Annotated in this window: 16 protein-coding genes; 12 read left to right on the top strand and 4 right to left on the bottom strand. The window is 36.3% G+C overall.

Annotation, left to right across the window (positions count from 1 at the left end):
- Positions 1 to 16: 16 nt before the first annotated feature.
- Positions 17 to 274: a hypothetical protein gene (locus ACU8YW_RS17690; RefSeq protein WP_046954569.1), complete on the bottom strand. Its 258-nt coding sequence runs from the start codon at positions 272 to 274 to the stop codon at positions 17 to 19.
- Positions 275 to 526: 252 nt separating this feature from the next.
- On the opposite strand from ACU8YW_RS17690, the gene ACU8YW_RS17685 reads away from it, so the two are divergent.
- From ACU8YW_RS17685 to sspN, 4 genes are all read left to right on the top strand, one after another.
- On the top strand, positions 527 to 1,102 hold the full coding sequence (locus ACU8YW_RS17685; protein ID WP_000269060.1) for a TlpA family protein disulfide reductase: 576 nt from the start codon (positions 527 to 529) through the stop codon (positions 1,100 to 1,102).
- A 115-nt stretch (positions 1,103 to 1,217) separates the two neighbouring features.
- A complete protein-coding gene (locus tag ACU8YW_RS17680) occupies positions 1,218 to 2,165 on the top strand; it encodes a 3'-5' exonuclease (protein ID WP_426934055.1) in 948 nt (315 codons plus the stop codon).
- Positions 2,166 to 2,306: 141 nt separating this feature from the next.
- On the top strand, positions 2,307 to 2,450 hold the full coding sequence (locus ACU8YW_RS17675; protein ID WP_001254698.1) for an FbpB family small basic protein: 144 nt from the start codon (positions 2,307 to 2,309) through the stop codon (positions 2,448 to 2,450).
- A gap of 43 nt (positions 2,451 to 2,493) precedes the next feature.
- On the top strand, positions 2,494 to 2,628 hold the full coding sequence (gene sspN, locus ACU8YW_RS17670) for an acid-soluble spore protein SspN (protein ID WP_000527987.1): 135 nt from the start codon (positions 2,494 to 2,496) through the stop codon (positions 2,626 to 2,628).
- A gap of 68 nt (positions 2,629 to 2,696) precedes the next feature.
- Here sspN and ACU8YW_RS17665 read toward each other — a convergent pair whose 3' ends face one another.
- The gene (locus tag ACU8YW_RS17665) at positions 2,697 to 3,989 is read right to left on the bottom strand and encodes a glycoside hydrolase family 18 protein (protein ID WP_426934054.1); all 1,293 of its coding nucleotides are present in this window, start codon (positions 3,987 to 3,989) and stop codon (positions 2,697 to 2,699) included.
- A 109-nt stretch (positions 3,990 to 4,098) separates the two neighbouring features.
- On the opposite strand from ACU8YW_RS17665, the gene ACU8YW_RS17660 reads away from it, so the two are divergent.
- On the top strand, positions 4,099 to 4,518 hold the full coding sequence (locus ACU8YW_RS17660; RefSeq protein WP_446893985.1) for an acyl-CoA thioesterase: 420 nt from the start codon (positions 4,099 to 4,101) through the stop codon (positions 4,516 to 4,518).
- A gap of 26 nt (positions 4,519 to 4,544) precedes the next feature.
- Here ACU8YW_RS17660 and ACU8YW_RS17655 read toward each other — a convergent pair whose 3' ends face one another.
- Together ACU8YW_RS17655 and plsY are read right to left on the bottom strand one after the other, a co-directional pair.
- Positions 4,545 to 4,835 carry a HesB/YadR/YfhF family protein gene (locus ACU8YW_RS17655; protein ID WP_001054448.1) on the bottom strand — a complete coding sequence of 97 codons (291 nt, stop codon included), beginning with the start codon at positions 4,833 to 4,835 and terminating at the stop codon, positions 4,545 to 4,547.
- Between the two features lie 108 nt (positions 4,836 to 4,943).
- A complete protein-coding gene (gene plsY, locus ACU8YW_RS17650; RefSeq protein WP_088122826.1) occupies positions 4,944 to 5,540 on the bottom strand; it encodes a glycerol-3-phosphate 1-O-acyltransferase PlsY in 597 nt (198 codons plus the stop codon).
- A 225-nt stretch (positions 5,541 to 5,765) separates the two neighbouring features.
- Between plsY and ACU8YW_RS17645 the strand changes: the two genes are divergently transcribed.
- From ACU8YW_RS17645 to parC, 7 genes are all read left to right on the top strand, one after another.
- Complete coding sequence (locus ACU8YW_RS17645; protein WP_087982126.1) at positions 5,766 to 7,622, top strand: anaerobic ribonucleoside triphosphate reductase; 1,857 nt, start codon at positions 5,766 to 5,768, stop codon at positions 7,620 to 7,622.
- Positions 7,619 to 8,071, top strand: coding sequence for an anaerobic ribonucleoside-triphosphate reductase activating protein (gene nrdG / locus ACU8YW_RS17640; RefSeq protein ID WP_000867068.1), 453 nt, complete (start codon positions 7,619 to 7,621; stop codon positions 8,069 to 8,071). The genes ACU8YW_RS17645 and nrdG overlap by 4 nt, the downstream gene beginning before the upstream one ends.
- A gap of 18 nt (positions 8,072 to 8,089) precedes the next feature.
- Positions 8,090 to 8,767: a response regulator transcription factor gene (locus ACU8YW_RS17635; RefSeq protein WP_001044675.1), complete on the top strand. Its 678-nt coding sequence runs from the start codon at positions 8,090 to 8,092 to the stop codon at positions 8,765 to 8,767.
- Positions 8,768 to 8,969: 202 nt separating this feature from the next.
- Positions 8,970 to 10,211: a S1C family serine protease gene (locus tag ACU8YW_RS17630; protein WP_046957742.1), complete on the top strand. Its 1,242-nt coding sequence runs from the start codon at positions 8,970 to 8,972 to the stop codon at positions 10,209 to 10,211.
- A 79-nt stretch (positions 10,212 to 10,290) separates the two neighbouring features.
- Entirely contained in the window at positions 10,291 to 10,704 is a 414-nt protein-coding gene (locus ACU8YW_RS17625; RefSeq protein WP_048565897.1) for a CoA-binding protein, read from the top strand.
- A gap of 374 nt (positions 10,705 to 11,078) precedes the next feature.
- Positions 11,079 to 13,043: a DNA topoisomerase IV subunit B gene (parE, locus tag ACU8YW_RS17620; protein ID WP_001062189.1), complete on the top strand. Its 1,965-nt coding sequence runs from the start codon at positions 11,079 to 11,081 to the stop codon at positions 13,041 to 13,043.
- Between the two features lies 1 nt (position 13,044).
- Positions 13,045 to 15,468, top strand: coding sequence for a DNA topoisomerase IV subunit A (gene parC, locus ACU8YW_RS17615; protein WP_097908436.1), 2,424 nt, complete (start codon positions 13,045 to 13,047; stop codon positions 15,466 to 15,468).
- Positions 15,469 to 15,498: the final 30 nt, after the last annotated feature.

Below are 15,498 nucleotides of genomic sequence, written 5' to 3'. Positions count from 1 at the left end.
AGCACTGCTCTTATCTTTATTCAGCATCATTTATTTGATACTCGATAGATTCGGAGTGATTCAGATCAACGTTAAAAGTAGCAGTCATAAGGAAAGTTGCAATTCCGAGAATTAAGAAAAGGACGAATGAGACTAGAGAGACGTAGAGACAAATACGCCCTACTTTCTTTTTTTCAAGATCTTTACTAAAGAGTGAAATGATCCATGTAATAATGCCGATTGGGTATAAAAGAAAACTAAGAATATATAATGTTGTTTTTTCGAATGAATTCATAAACAATCCCCCTTTTGTTGAAGGTTATATAACTACGAGAGTAAATAGGTAAGTGGGTCAATAAGAAGATAAAACACCTCATCTGTTTTTCTAATTATATGATAAAAAGGAAAAAAACTTCACTTTAAATAAGAATATTCTAATTATTTTGACTGTGAATATTTCCAAGCTTGTCCGTATAAGCTAAAATAAGGTATATAGTATTTGGGTAATTAGGTTAATAAGAAGATAAATACGTTAGGGTGATATAAAATGTGGCGGAAGCTTACGATTATTGTAGTGTTACTTTGTTTAGCGGGATATGCAGCTTATGAACAGTTTGGTAAAAAAGACCAGGCGGTACAAGGGGAGCAAGAAAAAAGTGAAGCTGCTATGAAAGAGATGATTGCAAGTAATGGTATTGAAATAGGGAAGAGTGCGCCAAACTTTGAATTAACGAAGTTAGATGGAACGAATGTAAAGTTATCAGATTTGAAAGGAAAGAAAGTGATTTTAAACTTTTGGGCAACTTGGTGTGGACCTTGCCAGCAAGAAATGCCGGATATGGAGGCTTTCTATAAAGAACATAAAGAAAATGTAGAAATTTTAGCAATAAATTATACGCCTTCAGAAAAGGGCGGGGGAGTAGAAAAGGTAAGCAATTTTGCAAAAGAAAAAGGAATTACTTTTCCTATTTTATTGGACAAGAACATTGATGTGACAACAGCGTATAAAGTAATTACGATTCCAACTTCGTATTTTATAGATACGAAAGGTGTCATTCAAGATAAGTTTATTGGACCGATGACGCAAAAAGAGATGGAGAAACGGATTGCTAAATTAAAATAATGGTGAAAAGGTAGAGGTGGAAAGTTACCATTTCTGCCTTTTCTTTTTCACGTAGTGATAGCAGCATGTTATGATAAAAGAAATATAAACGTTTAGAGGTAAAGGAGTGTTTGGAGTGGGGAATATATCCTTACCGTTAGATTATGTTGTAATTGATTTTGAAACAACAGGATTTAACCCTTATAATGATAAAATTATTCAAGTAGCAGCAGTGAAATATCGTAATCATGAACTAGTAGATCAATTTGTTTCCTATGTGAATCCAGAGCGTTCAATTCCGGACCGAATAACGAGTTTAACAGGTATTACAAATTATCGTGTTTCAGATGCACCGACGATTGAAGAAGTATTACCTTTATTTTTAGCATTTTTACATACAAATGTTATTGTCGCTCATAATGCATCTTTTGATATGCGTTTTTTAAAAAGTAATGTAAATATGCTTGGGCTGTCTGAACCTCAAAATAAAGTAATTGATACTGTGTTTTTAGCGAAGAAATATATGAAGCACGCACCTAATCATAAACTTGAAACGTTAAAGCGAATGCTTGGCATTCGTTTAAGTTCTCATAATGCATTTGATGATTGTATTACTTGTGCAGCTGTTTACCAAAAATGTGCATCTATTGAAGAAGAAACAAACAGGAAATCGAATACAGAAGTACTTGATGAAACAGTAGTATATGAAGCAGTAAAAAAGATACTTGTACGAAATAAACGTGATATCGAATGGATTCGTTGTATGAATGTAGGAAGCTATTTAGATATAAAAGCTTTTTATCCAGTTATGAGAGTAAAAGTAAAAGGGCGAAAGAAATACGTATTAACAGAGATATTAGAAGATGATGTGAAAGAAATATGTACGAGTTTAAATTGTGAACCCGCGTTAAAAAGTGAAGTTGGTAATACGAGAATTATGCTTAATAGCTTAGAGGATGTCCTGAAATTAGAAAGTTATATTTTAGGACATTATGATTTCGTACTGCAAGCGCTAAGTGAGTATAAACAAAGTGAAATGAATGCAGATGAAAAGCTAAAAGAATATTTAAATATAATGGTATAAAAAACTCCGTGTACAAGAAGTTGTGCACGGAGTTTTTTTAGGAGTACTAAAACATAAAATTTTCTTACAAATCTGATTAAAGAGTTTTTCATTTGCTCATACTATGTATAGTAAGAATGCGAAGGAGAGAGGGTGAACAGCATGAGAAGAAGTCGCCGTAAATCATTTGACGAACTTGTGAAAGAAAATAAACAACAATTATTAAGTGATCGTGATGCAATCGATCGCATTGAAGAGCGTATTGAAAAACGTTATGAAATGCAACTTTTTAAGCAAGCTGAATAATTCTTAACACTAGTACGATACTAGTGTTAAGGAGGCGATAGTAATGGGTAATCCGAAAAAGAATTCAAAAGACTTTGCACCGAATCATATTGGAACACAATCAAAAAAAGCTGGTGGCAATAAAGGAAAGCAAATGCAAGACCAAACAGGCAAACAACCGATTGTTGATAACGGTTAAAAAAGAGAGAATGTTGTCATTCTTCTTTTTGTGACGGCTTTTTAATAGTCAAAAAGGGCTGACTTATGTCAGCCCTTTTTCGTAATCGTAAAATTTTCAACGAGTAAACGCCAATTTTGCGGGAATGGTAAGCCAATCTTCCAGTAACTAATACCGCCTATACCTTGTTCTTTCATTAAATTGAATTTGCTTTGAACAGACCGTGAATCTTCAAACCAAACTTCGTGTTGAACACCATTTGCATCAAAATAATTAAAATGAGGAGCTTGAGCTGTGAAATCATAGCGGATGGGGACATTGTATTTACGAGCTAGTGCGACAGCTGCGACAGAGCTAATTGCTTTTGCAGGCGGATTGCCTTGTTTGAACGGAAGTTTCCAATCGAATCCGTATAAGTTTTGCCCCATCATAATTTTTTGGGGAGGCATTTGAGATTTTGCATATTGAAGTACTTCTTTTACAGGACCGATAGGAGAAATAGCCATCGGTGGCCCGCCTTGCCAACCCCAGTCATATGTCATAATGACGACGAAATCAACAATTTGCCCTTGTGCTTTATAATCGTGAGCTTCGAAAAATTTTCCCTTTTGATTTGAACTTGTTTTCGGTACAAGCGTTGTACTCAATGTGTATCCGTTAGGTAAGCGTGTTTTTACATTTCGTAAAAAACGATTATACGCTTCGCGATCTTCAGGTGCTATACTCTCGAAATCAAAATGAATGTCTCGCATACCGTACTTCTCAGCTGTTTGTAAAATGTTAGTAATAAATTTGTTTTGAATCGATGCATCGCGTAAAATAACCGATGTTAGATCGGCACTGAAATTTCCATTTTCAATATTTGTAATAACGAGCATCGGGATGGTTTTGCCTTGCGTTGCAATATTAGCGATTTTAGCTGTTTCAGTTGGTTCTTTTAACGTACCATCTCTTTTTGCCTCGAAACTGAAGTAAGCCAAATATGTTAAAAATGGATTAATGGCACGCGTAGCGTTAACCAAACTTTCTTTTATTGGTATTGTTGAAGGTTGTAAATAAGCGATGGATTCTACTGCGCGTTTTGTCCCTTTTGGTATATATAATTGCTGTCCAACATGGAGAATGGATTTTAAAGATAAGTTATTAACCTTAGCTAAACTAGCGAGAGGTACGTTATATGTTTGAGAGATGCGATATAGGCTATCGCCAGGCTGTACATAATAATTATTCCCTTTCGTATTAACGATTAGTGCCTGACCTACAACGAGTGTTTCAGCTGGATTTAGTCCATTGTCCTTTACTATTTCGTCAGGTGTTGATCCGTACTTTGATGCCAAGCTATATACGCTATCACCGCTACGAACAGTTACAATTTGAATCATATGCTTGCTCCTTTCAGTAAAAGATTCACTGTTTTTATTTTATTTTTGATGTCACTGTATTATGATTAAATGTATGCAAGGTAGCAGAAGTGAAAGAAGGCGAATACATATGTTTGTAGCAGAACATGAAGTTGAAATCCGTTATGCGGAAACAGATCAAATGGGTGTTGTTTACCATTCAAACTATTTGGTGTGGCTTGAACTAGGTCGCACGAAACTTATACAAGATTTAGGATTTTCATATGTTGAAATGGAGAAAGAGGGAATTATTTCTCCTGTGTTAGATTTGCAAATTTCATATCGTAAAGCGATGCGTTACGGAGAAAAAGCAATTGTGAAAACGTGGATTGATACTGTTAGTCCGCTTCGCGTTGTATATGGTTATGAAATATATAACGGTGAAGGTGAACTTTGCATTACTGCAAGCACGACGAATATTTGCGTGAAAAAAGAAGGGTTCAGGCCTGTATCATTTAAAAAGTTATATCCAGAGTGGTATGCGAAATATGAGGAAATTAAGAAAAAATAAAAAAGCGTGGCAGAAGCCACGCTTTTTTATTTTTCATAATTAAATTGCGGGAAATCATCACCGTCGTTAAATGTAACAGCTAAATTATGTCCATCGAAGAACCACTCATCATCGCCTTCAATAAAGAAGTTAATACCTTCTTCTTGAGTTTGAACAGCAGGATGTGCAGGATCATCTTTACGAATACCTAAAGAAAGTCCTTTTTGCACAGTACTGCAACCGCCGTATTGTACGAAAAGGCGTAGTGTTTCACCCGATTGTAAGTTTAATTCGTTTTTATACCATTGTGCTGCTTCTTTTGTTACGGAAAGATTCATGTATAGTTCCTCCAAATTATGTTGCTTTTTCTTTAGTATAAAAAATAACGCAAAAAGACGCTATTAATATGCTTCACGTTTTCTTTTTGCGTTATGTGGGTTACGATCTTATTTTTGCTTTTTTGAAAAGTTTGCTTTCGGTTCAGTTTTATTTATAATTCGTCCGATATTTGCACGGTGTTTATAAATAACCATACCTGCTAATAAACACATCGCAATAATGAAGATTTTATCCCCGCTAACAATGGATGCAATAACAGCAACGATGGCTGTTACCATAGAAGAAAGTGATACGTATCTTGTTGTAAATAAAAGGCTGAAAAAGACAACAGCTAATATTGCAAAAACAACTGGAGAGTAGCATAATAGCACGCCAGCAGAAGTTGCAACAGCTTTACCACCACGGAATTTCGCGAAAATCGGATAAACATGTCCAAGAACAGCTGCTAATCCGAACCATAGTGGGTGAACATCTAAACCGAAAATAATCGGTAGACTTGTTGCTAATGTACCTTTTAAAATGTCAGCAATTGTAACGATAAAACCTGCTTTTTTCCCTAGTGTGCGGAATGTATTTGTTCCGCCTAGATTACCGCTTCCGTGCTCACGAATATCGATTCCGTAGCCGATTTTTCCAACGACTAGTGCGAATGGAATCGAGCCAAGTAAGTAGGCAACGATAAATAAAAGATATGTAATAACCATAAGTTCAGTCTCCTTTATTCAAATGTGTTGATAAAGGGTAAAAAGAGTTTTTCCCGTATATTGTACCATACATTTGTAAAGAGCACATTTCTTTTTTGTAAATGAAAAATTCATTATTTCGTGAAAAAAATTTCACAGGAATGTTACATTTCTCACAGAAACACCAAGACTATATGTAGTAACATTTTAATCAAAAGACAACAACATATTGGTGGAGGGTTATAAATGTTACAACGAAATGTACGTGGAGAAGAATTAATGAGAGTGTTTGAGACGATTGTCCACGGTAGTGAGCAAGATTTAATGCAAGAAAATGCAAATGTAGATGGTCGCTCTCCAATGGGAGTAATGGGAACGTTCGCATCAGAGAGTGCGAAATATTATGCAGTTGAAAATTTATTGTCAGATCAAGTGAAAAAAGCGATAAATCAAAATATATTATATCCACATGACTTAGATTTTTATGCGACAGGAACGACGACTTGTTCGCAAATTCCGTTAGCGCAAATGCTTGCGGACGGTTTTCATACCGGACATGGGCATATGAGACAACCGCAGGATATTAAAAGTGCATTGGCTCTTTCGTCTATTATTTTTCAGGCGAATCAAAATATGCAGCACGGTGGTCAATCATTTGCACTCTTTGATATTGATTTAGCTCCATATGTGAGAAAAACAGTAGCGAGACATAAGAAACGATTACAGTCATATCCGCTTACGAAAGAACAAATAGAAGAATTTGCATGGAAAGAAACAGAAAATGATACGTATCAGGCGTGTGAAGCTTTCGTTCATAATTCAAATAGTATGCACAGTAGGGGCGGGGGACAAGTACCGTTTATTTCTATTAATTATGGAACAGACACATCAAAAGAGGGACGGTTATTAGTTAGACAACTTTTAAAAGCGACACAAGCTGGTCTTGGTAAAGGAGAAACACCAATTTTTCCGATTCAAATTTTTAAAATGAAAAAAGGTGTGAACTTTGAAGAATGTGATCCGAACTATGATTTATTTGAATTAGCGTTAGAGACAACGGCTGAACGATTATTCCCTAACTTTTCATTTTTAGATGCGCCATTTAATGCAGTGCATTATGACGGACGACCGGAAAGTGAAGTATGTTATATGGGATGTCGTACCCGTGTCATGTCTAACATACATGGAGAAGAAACAGCGATTGGAAGAGGCAATTTATCATTTACGTCTATCAACTTAGTGAAATTAGCGTTAATTAGTGGTTCAAAAGAAGCATTTTTTGAAGCGTTAAATTATTACTTAGATTTAGGGATTAAGCAATTATTAGAGAGATTTGAGTATCAATGTACGAAGCGAGCAAGAGATTTTCGATTTTTATATTCACAAGGTGTATGGCGCGGTGGAGAGAAGTTACAGCCTGAAGATTCTGTAGCATCCATTTTAAAGCAAGGGACGTTAAGTCTTGGTTTTATCGGTCTTGCGGAGTGTTTAGTAGCTTTAACAGGAAAGCATCATGGAGAAGATGAAGAATCATGGAAACTCGGATATGAAATCATTTCCTTTATGAGAGATAGAATGGATAAAGCAACGGAAGAACATGAACTGAATTTCTCAGTAATTGCAACTCCTGCAGAAGGGTTATCAGGGAAGTTTGTGAAAAAAGATAGAGAAGAATTTGGTGTGATTAGCGGTATAACGAACCATAATTATTATACGAATTCATTCCATATCCCAGTTTACTATAGCATTCAAGCGATAAATAAAATTCGTTTAGAAGGACCTTTCCATGCTCTATGTAACGGGGGACATATTACGTATATTGAGCTAGACGGAGCAGCTATGCATAACAAACAGGCGTTAAAACAAATTGTACGAGCGATGGCAAATCATGGCGTTGGATACGGTTCAATTAATCATCCTGTTGACCGTTGTAAGTGCTGCAGTTATCACGGAGTTATTGGAAATGAATGCCCAAGTTGCGGAAATGAAGACGAAGCTAATATAGAAAGAATTCGCCGTATAACAGGTTATCTTGTAGGAGATATGTCGAAGTGGAATAGTGCGAAACGTAGTGAAGAGATGGATCGGGTGAAGCATAAATGAAAGTGATGAACATCATTCATGATAGTGTAGTAGATGGGGAAGGGTTGCGGACAGTCGTGTTTTTTGCGGGCTGTCCGCATCGTTGTTTCGGTTGCCATAATCCAAAATCGTGGAATATTTGTAATGGAACTGAAATGACAGTAGAAGAAATTGTGAACGAGATTGCAAGTAATTCATTAACTGATGTAACATTTTCAGGTGGAGATCCATTCTTCCAAGCTGCTGAAGTGAAAAAGGTAGCAAAAGCTGTGAAAGACTTGAAAAAAAATCTATGGATGTATACAGGTTATACGTTAGAAGAGATACAGAGTTCTCAAAATAATGATATGATAGAGTTGTTACATTATGGGGATGTTTTAGTCGATGGAAGGTTTGAAATCGAGAAAAAAGATTTAACACTTCCATTTCGCGGAAGCTCCAATCAACGTATTATTCGATTGAAAGAGTAAAAAGGCGGGATAGATTATATGAATAAAACAGTATTACTTGTTGAAGATGAAAGAAGATTACGTGAAATCGTTAGTGATTATTTTCGTAATGAAGGCTTTGAAGTAATCGAAGCAGAAGACGGAAAAATAGCGTTAGAATTATTTGCAGAGCATGAAATTGATTTAATTATGTTAGATATTATGTTACCAGAAATAGATGGATGGTCTGTTTGTAGACGAATTAGAAAAGAATCAGCAGTACCGATCATTATGTTGACAGCACGTTCAGATGAGGATGATACCCTACTAGGGTTCGAATTAGGTGCAGATGAGTATGTAACGAAACCTTTCAGCCCGAAAGTGTTAGTAGCTCGTGCGAAGACGTTATTAAAACGCGCGGATGGTGTGGTAGGAGTAGCGGAAGAAAATGCTATGTCTTTAGCTGGAATAGAAGTGAATCGTCTATCTAGAACCGTTTTAGTAGATGGAGAAGAAATTATATTGACACATAAGGAATTTGAACTTCTTGTCTATTTAATGGAGAACAAAGGAATTGTGTTGTCACGTCAACATTTATTAGATCAGTTATGGGGATATGATTACTACGGTGATGACCGAACGGTTGATACTCATATTAAAAAACTACGAAATAAGCTAGGAGATAAAGCGAAGCATATCGGTACTGTTATTCGAGTGGGTTACAAATTTGAAGAATAACCTTTAAATTACTATGCGCTTTGGCTTTGGGATATAGCAAATTTATACTCTCTTTTGTAGGTGGAATGTACAAAAAATACTTTTCTTGTCTACAATGTTAGATAAGAGTATTTTTTTAATTGGATTTCACGATGAGTTCACAAGAAGGACACAAAACGTGACTATACTGAAAATACGAATTCACCAGAGAGGGGAAGTAAACATGGGATATTACGACGGACCAAATTTAAATGAAGAGCATAGTGAAACGAGAGAAGTGAGAAAATCAGGTAGTAAAAAAGGTTATTTTTTCACAGGTTTAGTCGGAGCTGTAGTTGGGGCTGTCACAATTAGTTTTGCGGCACCATATATGCCATGGGCTCAAAATAATGGAGCGGCTGTATCATCATTCAGTTCGGATTCAAAAGTTGAAGGTACTGTAGTTCCTGTTGTCAATAAAGCAAAAAATGAAACTGATTTACCTGGTATGATTGAAGGCGCGAAAGATGTTGTTGTAGGTGTTATTAATATGCAACAAAGTGTTGATCCATTTGCAATGCAACCGACAGGCCAAGAGCAACAAGCTGGCTCAGGATCAGGTGTTATTTATAAAAAAGCAGGAAATAAAGCGTATATTGTAACGAACAACCATGTAGTAGATGGAGCGAATAAACTTGCTGTAAAACTAAGTGATGGTAAAAAGGTAGATGCAAAACTTGTAGGGAAAGACCCTTGGTTAGATTTAGCGGTTGTAGAAATTGATGGATCTAATGTAAATAAAGTTGCCACTTTAGGTGATTCAAGTAAACTTCGTGCGGGTGAAAAAGCGATTGCAATTGGTAACCCACTAGGGTTTGATGGAAGTGTAACGGAAGGTATTATTAGTAGCAAAGAACGTGAAATTCCAGTAGATATCGATGGCGATAAGCGTGCAGATTGGAATGCTCAAGTTATTCAAACAGATGCAGCAATTAACCCAGGTAATAGTGGTGGTGCGTTGTTTAACCAAAATGGTGAAATAATTGGGATTAATTCAAGTAAAATTGCACAACAAGAAGTTGAAGGAATTGGATTTGCTATTCCAATTAATATTGCAAAGCCAGTTATTGAATCACTTGAAAAAGACGGAGTAGTGAAACGTCCAGCTCTTGGAGTAGGTGTCGTTTCATTAGAAGATGTGCAAGCTTATGCAGTAAATCAATTGAAAGTACCGAAAGAAGTAACAAACGGCGTTGTATTAGGTAAAATTTACCCAATATCACCTGCAGAAAAAGCTGGTTTAGAGCAATATGATATTGTAGTATCATTAGATGATCAAAAAGTAGAAAATTCACTTCAATTCCGTAAATATTTATATGAAAAGAAAAAAGTAGGCGAGAAAGTAGAAGTTACATTCTATCGTAACGGTCAAAAAATGACGAAAACAGCTACTTTAGCAGATAATTCAGCTACAAAGAATCAATAATTGAAATAAAAGAAAGTCTCTTTCATATTGAAAGAGACTTTCTTTATCGGCTATACTAAAGGAATAGGAGGGATAAATTATGACAATTGAAAACCCAACTCGTACGGAAATTGGTGAAGTATTAAAGAAAAGCAAAACGATTGCAGTTGTTGGATTATCGGATAAGCCAGAACGTACATCGTATATGGTTTCAAAAGCAATGCAAGATGCTGGGTATCGCATTATTCCAGTAAACCCAACAGTAGATGAGGTGCTTGGAGAAAAAGCAGTTTCTTCACTAAAGGATATTAAGGAACATGTTGATATTGTAAATGTATTCCGTCGTTCAGAATTTTTAATGGATGTTGCGAAAGAGTTTGTAGAGATTGATGCAGATGTTTTTTGGGCACAATTAGGAGTACAAGATGAAGATACATATAAACTTTTGCAAGAAAAAGGCTATACTGTAATAATGGATCGTTGCATTAAAGTAGAACATGCGATGACAAAATAGTATAGGTTTTAAAGAGAGAAAGATTGATTCAGCCCTCTTTATAAATAAGTAGGGCCGATGAACGAGGTGTTCATCATGAGATTTTTTAAAGGCTGTTTTTGGGGATTGTTACTTGTTATCCCATTTTGGATATTGATCATTTGGATCATGATAAAGGTTTGGAATGTATAATCTTGGCATACATATCCATTTCTCGTTGACAAACGATTATTTTTCTGAAATAGTAGCCTAGAGGAATCCTTGTGAAAAAACAAGGATTTTTCTATTGAAAATGGTATATAAAAGAGATAAGATAACTTGCCAAAACTATAGTCGAGGCGTTATTCTATAATAGAAACATATGTTCTGATTTGATTAGGAAAGGGGCAAGGAGTTTGGCAAAGCATCAGTTCCAATATAATGAAGATGCAATTCAAGTGCTAGAAGGACTTGAAGCCGTTCGAAAACGCCCGGGTATGTATATCGGGAGTACGGATAGCCGTGGATTGCATCATTTAGTATATGAAATAGTAGATAACTCCGTTGATGAAGCGTTAGCGGGATTTGGCGACGAAATTTCTGTCGTAATACATAAAGATAATAGTATTAGCGTTATTGATAAAGGGCGAGGAATGCCTACGGGAATGCATAAACTTGGGAAACCTACACCTGAAGTTATTTTAACTGTACTTCATGCCGGTGGTAAGTTTGGTCAAGGTGGCTATAAAACAAGTGGTGGTTTACACGGTGTTGGGGCATCAGTTGTAAATGCCTTGTCAGAATGGTTAGTAGTGACGATTAAACGTGACGGAAATATTTATGAACAACGCTTTGAAAATGGTGGTATTCCTGCAACGACACTGGAAAAGATCGGGAAGACGAAAGAGTCTGGTACGACAATACATTTTAAACCAGATACAACGATTTTCAGCACAACAAATTACAATTACGAAACATTATGTGAAAGATTACGTGAATCTGCATTCTTATTAAAAGGGATGAAAATCTCAATAAAAGATGAGAGAAATGATTTAGAAGATGTCTTTCATTATGAAACAGGAATCGAAGCTTTCGTTTCATACTTAAATGAAGAAAAAGATTCAATCCATCCGGTTGTATATTTTACTGGTGAACAAAATGGAATTGAGGCAGAGCTAGCTTTTCAATTTAACGATGGCTACTCAGAAAATATTCTTTCGTTTGTAAATAATGTACGTACAAAAGATGGTGGAACACACGAAGCTGGGTTTAAGACAGCAATGACTCGTGTGTTCAATGAGTATGCTCGTAAAGTATCGTTATTAAAAGAAAAAGATAAAAACTTAGAAGGTACAGATATTCGTGAAGGTGTAGCGGCTATCGTTTCTGTACGTGTACCAGAAGAAGTACTTCAGTTTGAAGGGCAAACGAAAGGGAAACTTGGTACAAGTGAAGCTCGTTCTTCAATTGATGCAATTGTATCTGAGCATTTAGCTTACTTTTTAGAAGAAAACCCGGATGTTGCTACACTTCTTGTGAGAAAGGCAGTTAAAGCAGCGCAGGCACGTGAGGCTGCTCGTAAAGCGAGAGAAGAAGCGCGTACTGGTAAAAAGAAAAAGAAATCAGAAGGTACATTAAGTGGTAAGTTAACACCAGCACAATCACGTAACCCGCAAAAAAATGAACTGTACCTAGTAGAGGGTGACTCTGCGGGTGGTTCCGCGAAACAAGGTCGAGACCGACGTTTCCAAGCGGTATTACCGTTACGTGGTAAAGTAATCAATACAGAAAAAGCAAAACTTGCTGATATCTTTAAAAATGAAGAGATTAATACAATTATTTACGCTATTGGCGGTGGTGTAGGGAATGAATTCGCTGTTGAAGATATTAACTACGATAAAATTGTAATTATGACCGATGCTGATACAGATGGTGCGCACATTCAAGTATTGTTACTAACGTTCTTCTACAGATATATGAAACCACTTATCGAAGCTGGCAAAGTATTTATTGCACTTCCTCCTTTATACAAAGTAAGTAAAGGAAAAGGTAAGAGTGAAGTGATTGAGTATGCATGGTCTGATGAAGAATTAGATGGTGTAACAAAAAAGGTCGGTAAAGGCTACATGCTGCAGCGCTATAAAGGACTTGGCGAAATGAATGCAGACCAATTATGGGAGACGACGATGAATCCTGAAACACGTACGTTGATTCGTGTGAAAATTGACGATGCATCAAGAGCGGAGCGCCGAGTTACGACATTGATGGGTGATAAAGTAGAACCTCGCCGTAAATGGATCGAACGAAATGTACAATTTGGTATGCAAGAAGAAGGAAACATTTTAGAAAATGAAATGATTATGGAGACGGAGGTGGAATAACATGCAGGCAGAGAAGTTTCATGACCTCCCGCTTGAAGACGTGTTAGGTGACCGCTTTGCACGTTATAGTAAATATATTATTCAAGATCGCGCGCTTCCAGATGCGCGTGACGGTTTAAAACCGGTACAAAGACGTATTTTATATTCTATGTATGTAGAAGGAAATGTACATGATAAAGCATTTCGTAAATCAGCTAAAACAGTTGGTAATGTTATCGGTAACTACCATCCACACGGTGATTCCTCTGTATATGAGGCGATGGTACGTTTAAGTCAAACTTGGAAAGTACGTAATGTTTTAGTTGAAATGCATGGTAATAATGGTAGTGTGGATGGCGATCCAGCAGCGGCAATGCGTTATACGGAAGCACGATTATCACCAATCGCATCTGAGTTATTGCGTGATCTCGATAAAGAAACAGTAGAATTCGTGTCAAATTTCGATGATACGAGTGAAGAACCTGTTGTACTTCCAGCGATGTTCCCGAACTTATTAGTGAACGGATCGACAGGAATTTCAGCTGGTTATGCAACAGAAATTCCTCCGCATCACCTTGGGGAAGTAATTGATGCGACGATGATGCGTATTGATAAGCCGAATAGTACTGTTGATGATTTATTAACAGTTATGAAAGGACCAGATTTCCCGACAGGTGGTATTATTCAGGGGATTGATGGTATCAAAAAAGCGTATGAAACAGGAAAAGGTAAAATTATTATTCGCGGAAAAGCTGAAGTTGAAACGATCCGTGGTGGGAAGCAACAAATCGTTATTACAGAAATTCCGTATGAAGTAAATAAAGCGAACCTTGTTAAAAAAATGGATGAATTACGTCTAGATAAAAAACTAGATGGAATTGCTGAAGTACGTGATGAGACAGATCGTACAGGTCTTCGCATCGTTGTAGAGTTAAAAAAAGAAGTAAATGCTGAAGGTATTTTAAATTATTTATATAAGAACACAGATTTACAAATTCCATATAACTTTAATATGGTAGCGATAAATAATCGTCGTCCGACACTTATGACATTACCTAAGATTTTGGATGCGTATATTGGGCATCAAAAAGAAGTTGTTACGAGACGCTCACAATATGAATTAAGAAAAGCAGAAAACCGTCAACATATTGTAGAAGGTTTAAAGAAAGCATTATCGATTTTAGATGAAGTGATTGAAACAATCCGTGCTTCTAAGGATAAACGTAATGCAAAAGATAATTTAAGTACGAAATTTGGATTTACAGAAGCGCAATCAGAAGCAATTGTTTCGCTGCAACTATATCGTTTAACGAATACAGATATTACGGCGCTAGAACAAGAAGCAGACGAGCTTAATAAGAAGATTATAGAGTTACAGTCAATTTTACAAAGTGAAAAAAGACTTCTTCAAGTTATTAAAACAGATTTGAAGAGAGTCAAGAAAACATATAGTGATGATCGCCGTGCTATTATTGAAGAACAAATTGAGGAAATTAAAATCGATGTGGAAGTTATGATTCCGCAGGAAGATGTCATCGTTACTGTAACGAAAGAAGGATATGTGAAACGAACAGGTTGGCGTTCACATAATGCATCGAACGGAAAAGACTTCGGTATGAAAGAGGGTGACATCTTACTGGAGCGATTCGATACGAATACGACAGAGACAGTCCTCTTATTTACGAATAAAGGAAACTATATATATCTGCCAGTATATGAAATGCCAGAAATTCGTTGGAAAGATTTAGGTCAACACGTTGCGAATCTCGTTTCACTCGAGCGGGATGAAATGATTATTTGGGCGACCGTCGTACCGAATTTTGAAGAAGAAAAACGATTTATCGTATTTGTTACACGAAATGGTATGATTAAGAAAACAGAATTAAACCAATATAAAGTTCAGCGTTATTCAAGAGCGTTCGTCGCTGTGAATTTGAAAAAAGATGATTATGTTGTAGATATATTTGCAACAGATGGAACGAGTGATATTGTTCTTGCAACCTATGGTGCATATGCACTTATTTTCCATGAAGATGAAGTAAGTCCAGTCGGTGTAAGGGCCGCTGGTGTAAAAGCAATTAACTTAAAAGAAGATGATTATGTCGCTTCGGGTAAACCGTTACATGGTGACAAAGATCAACTTATTCTTGTTACGCAGCGAGGTGCTGTAAAACGTCTAAAAGCATCAGAAATTGAGAAATCAACGAGAGCGAAGCGAGGTCTGGTTATTTTTAAAGAGTTAAAACGTAATCCATACCGTATTGTCGGTATTGAAATTGTTCGAGATGATGAACTAGTATATATGAAGACTGAGAGACATATTGTAGAAGAAATTGATCCGAAAGCGTATCGAAATAAAGACCGGTATAGTAACGGTAGTTTAGTACTAGATGTTAATGATACTGGTGAAGTTATTGAAACGTGGACAAAAAAACGACCGGAGTAAAAAAGCATCTTGCTATGAATAATGGCAAGA

The organism is Bacillus pretiosus (assembly GCF_052947655.1).
The sequence above is the reverse complement of the archived record's forward strand: the minus strand, read 5'-3'. Positions and strand labels throughout refer to the sequence as shown.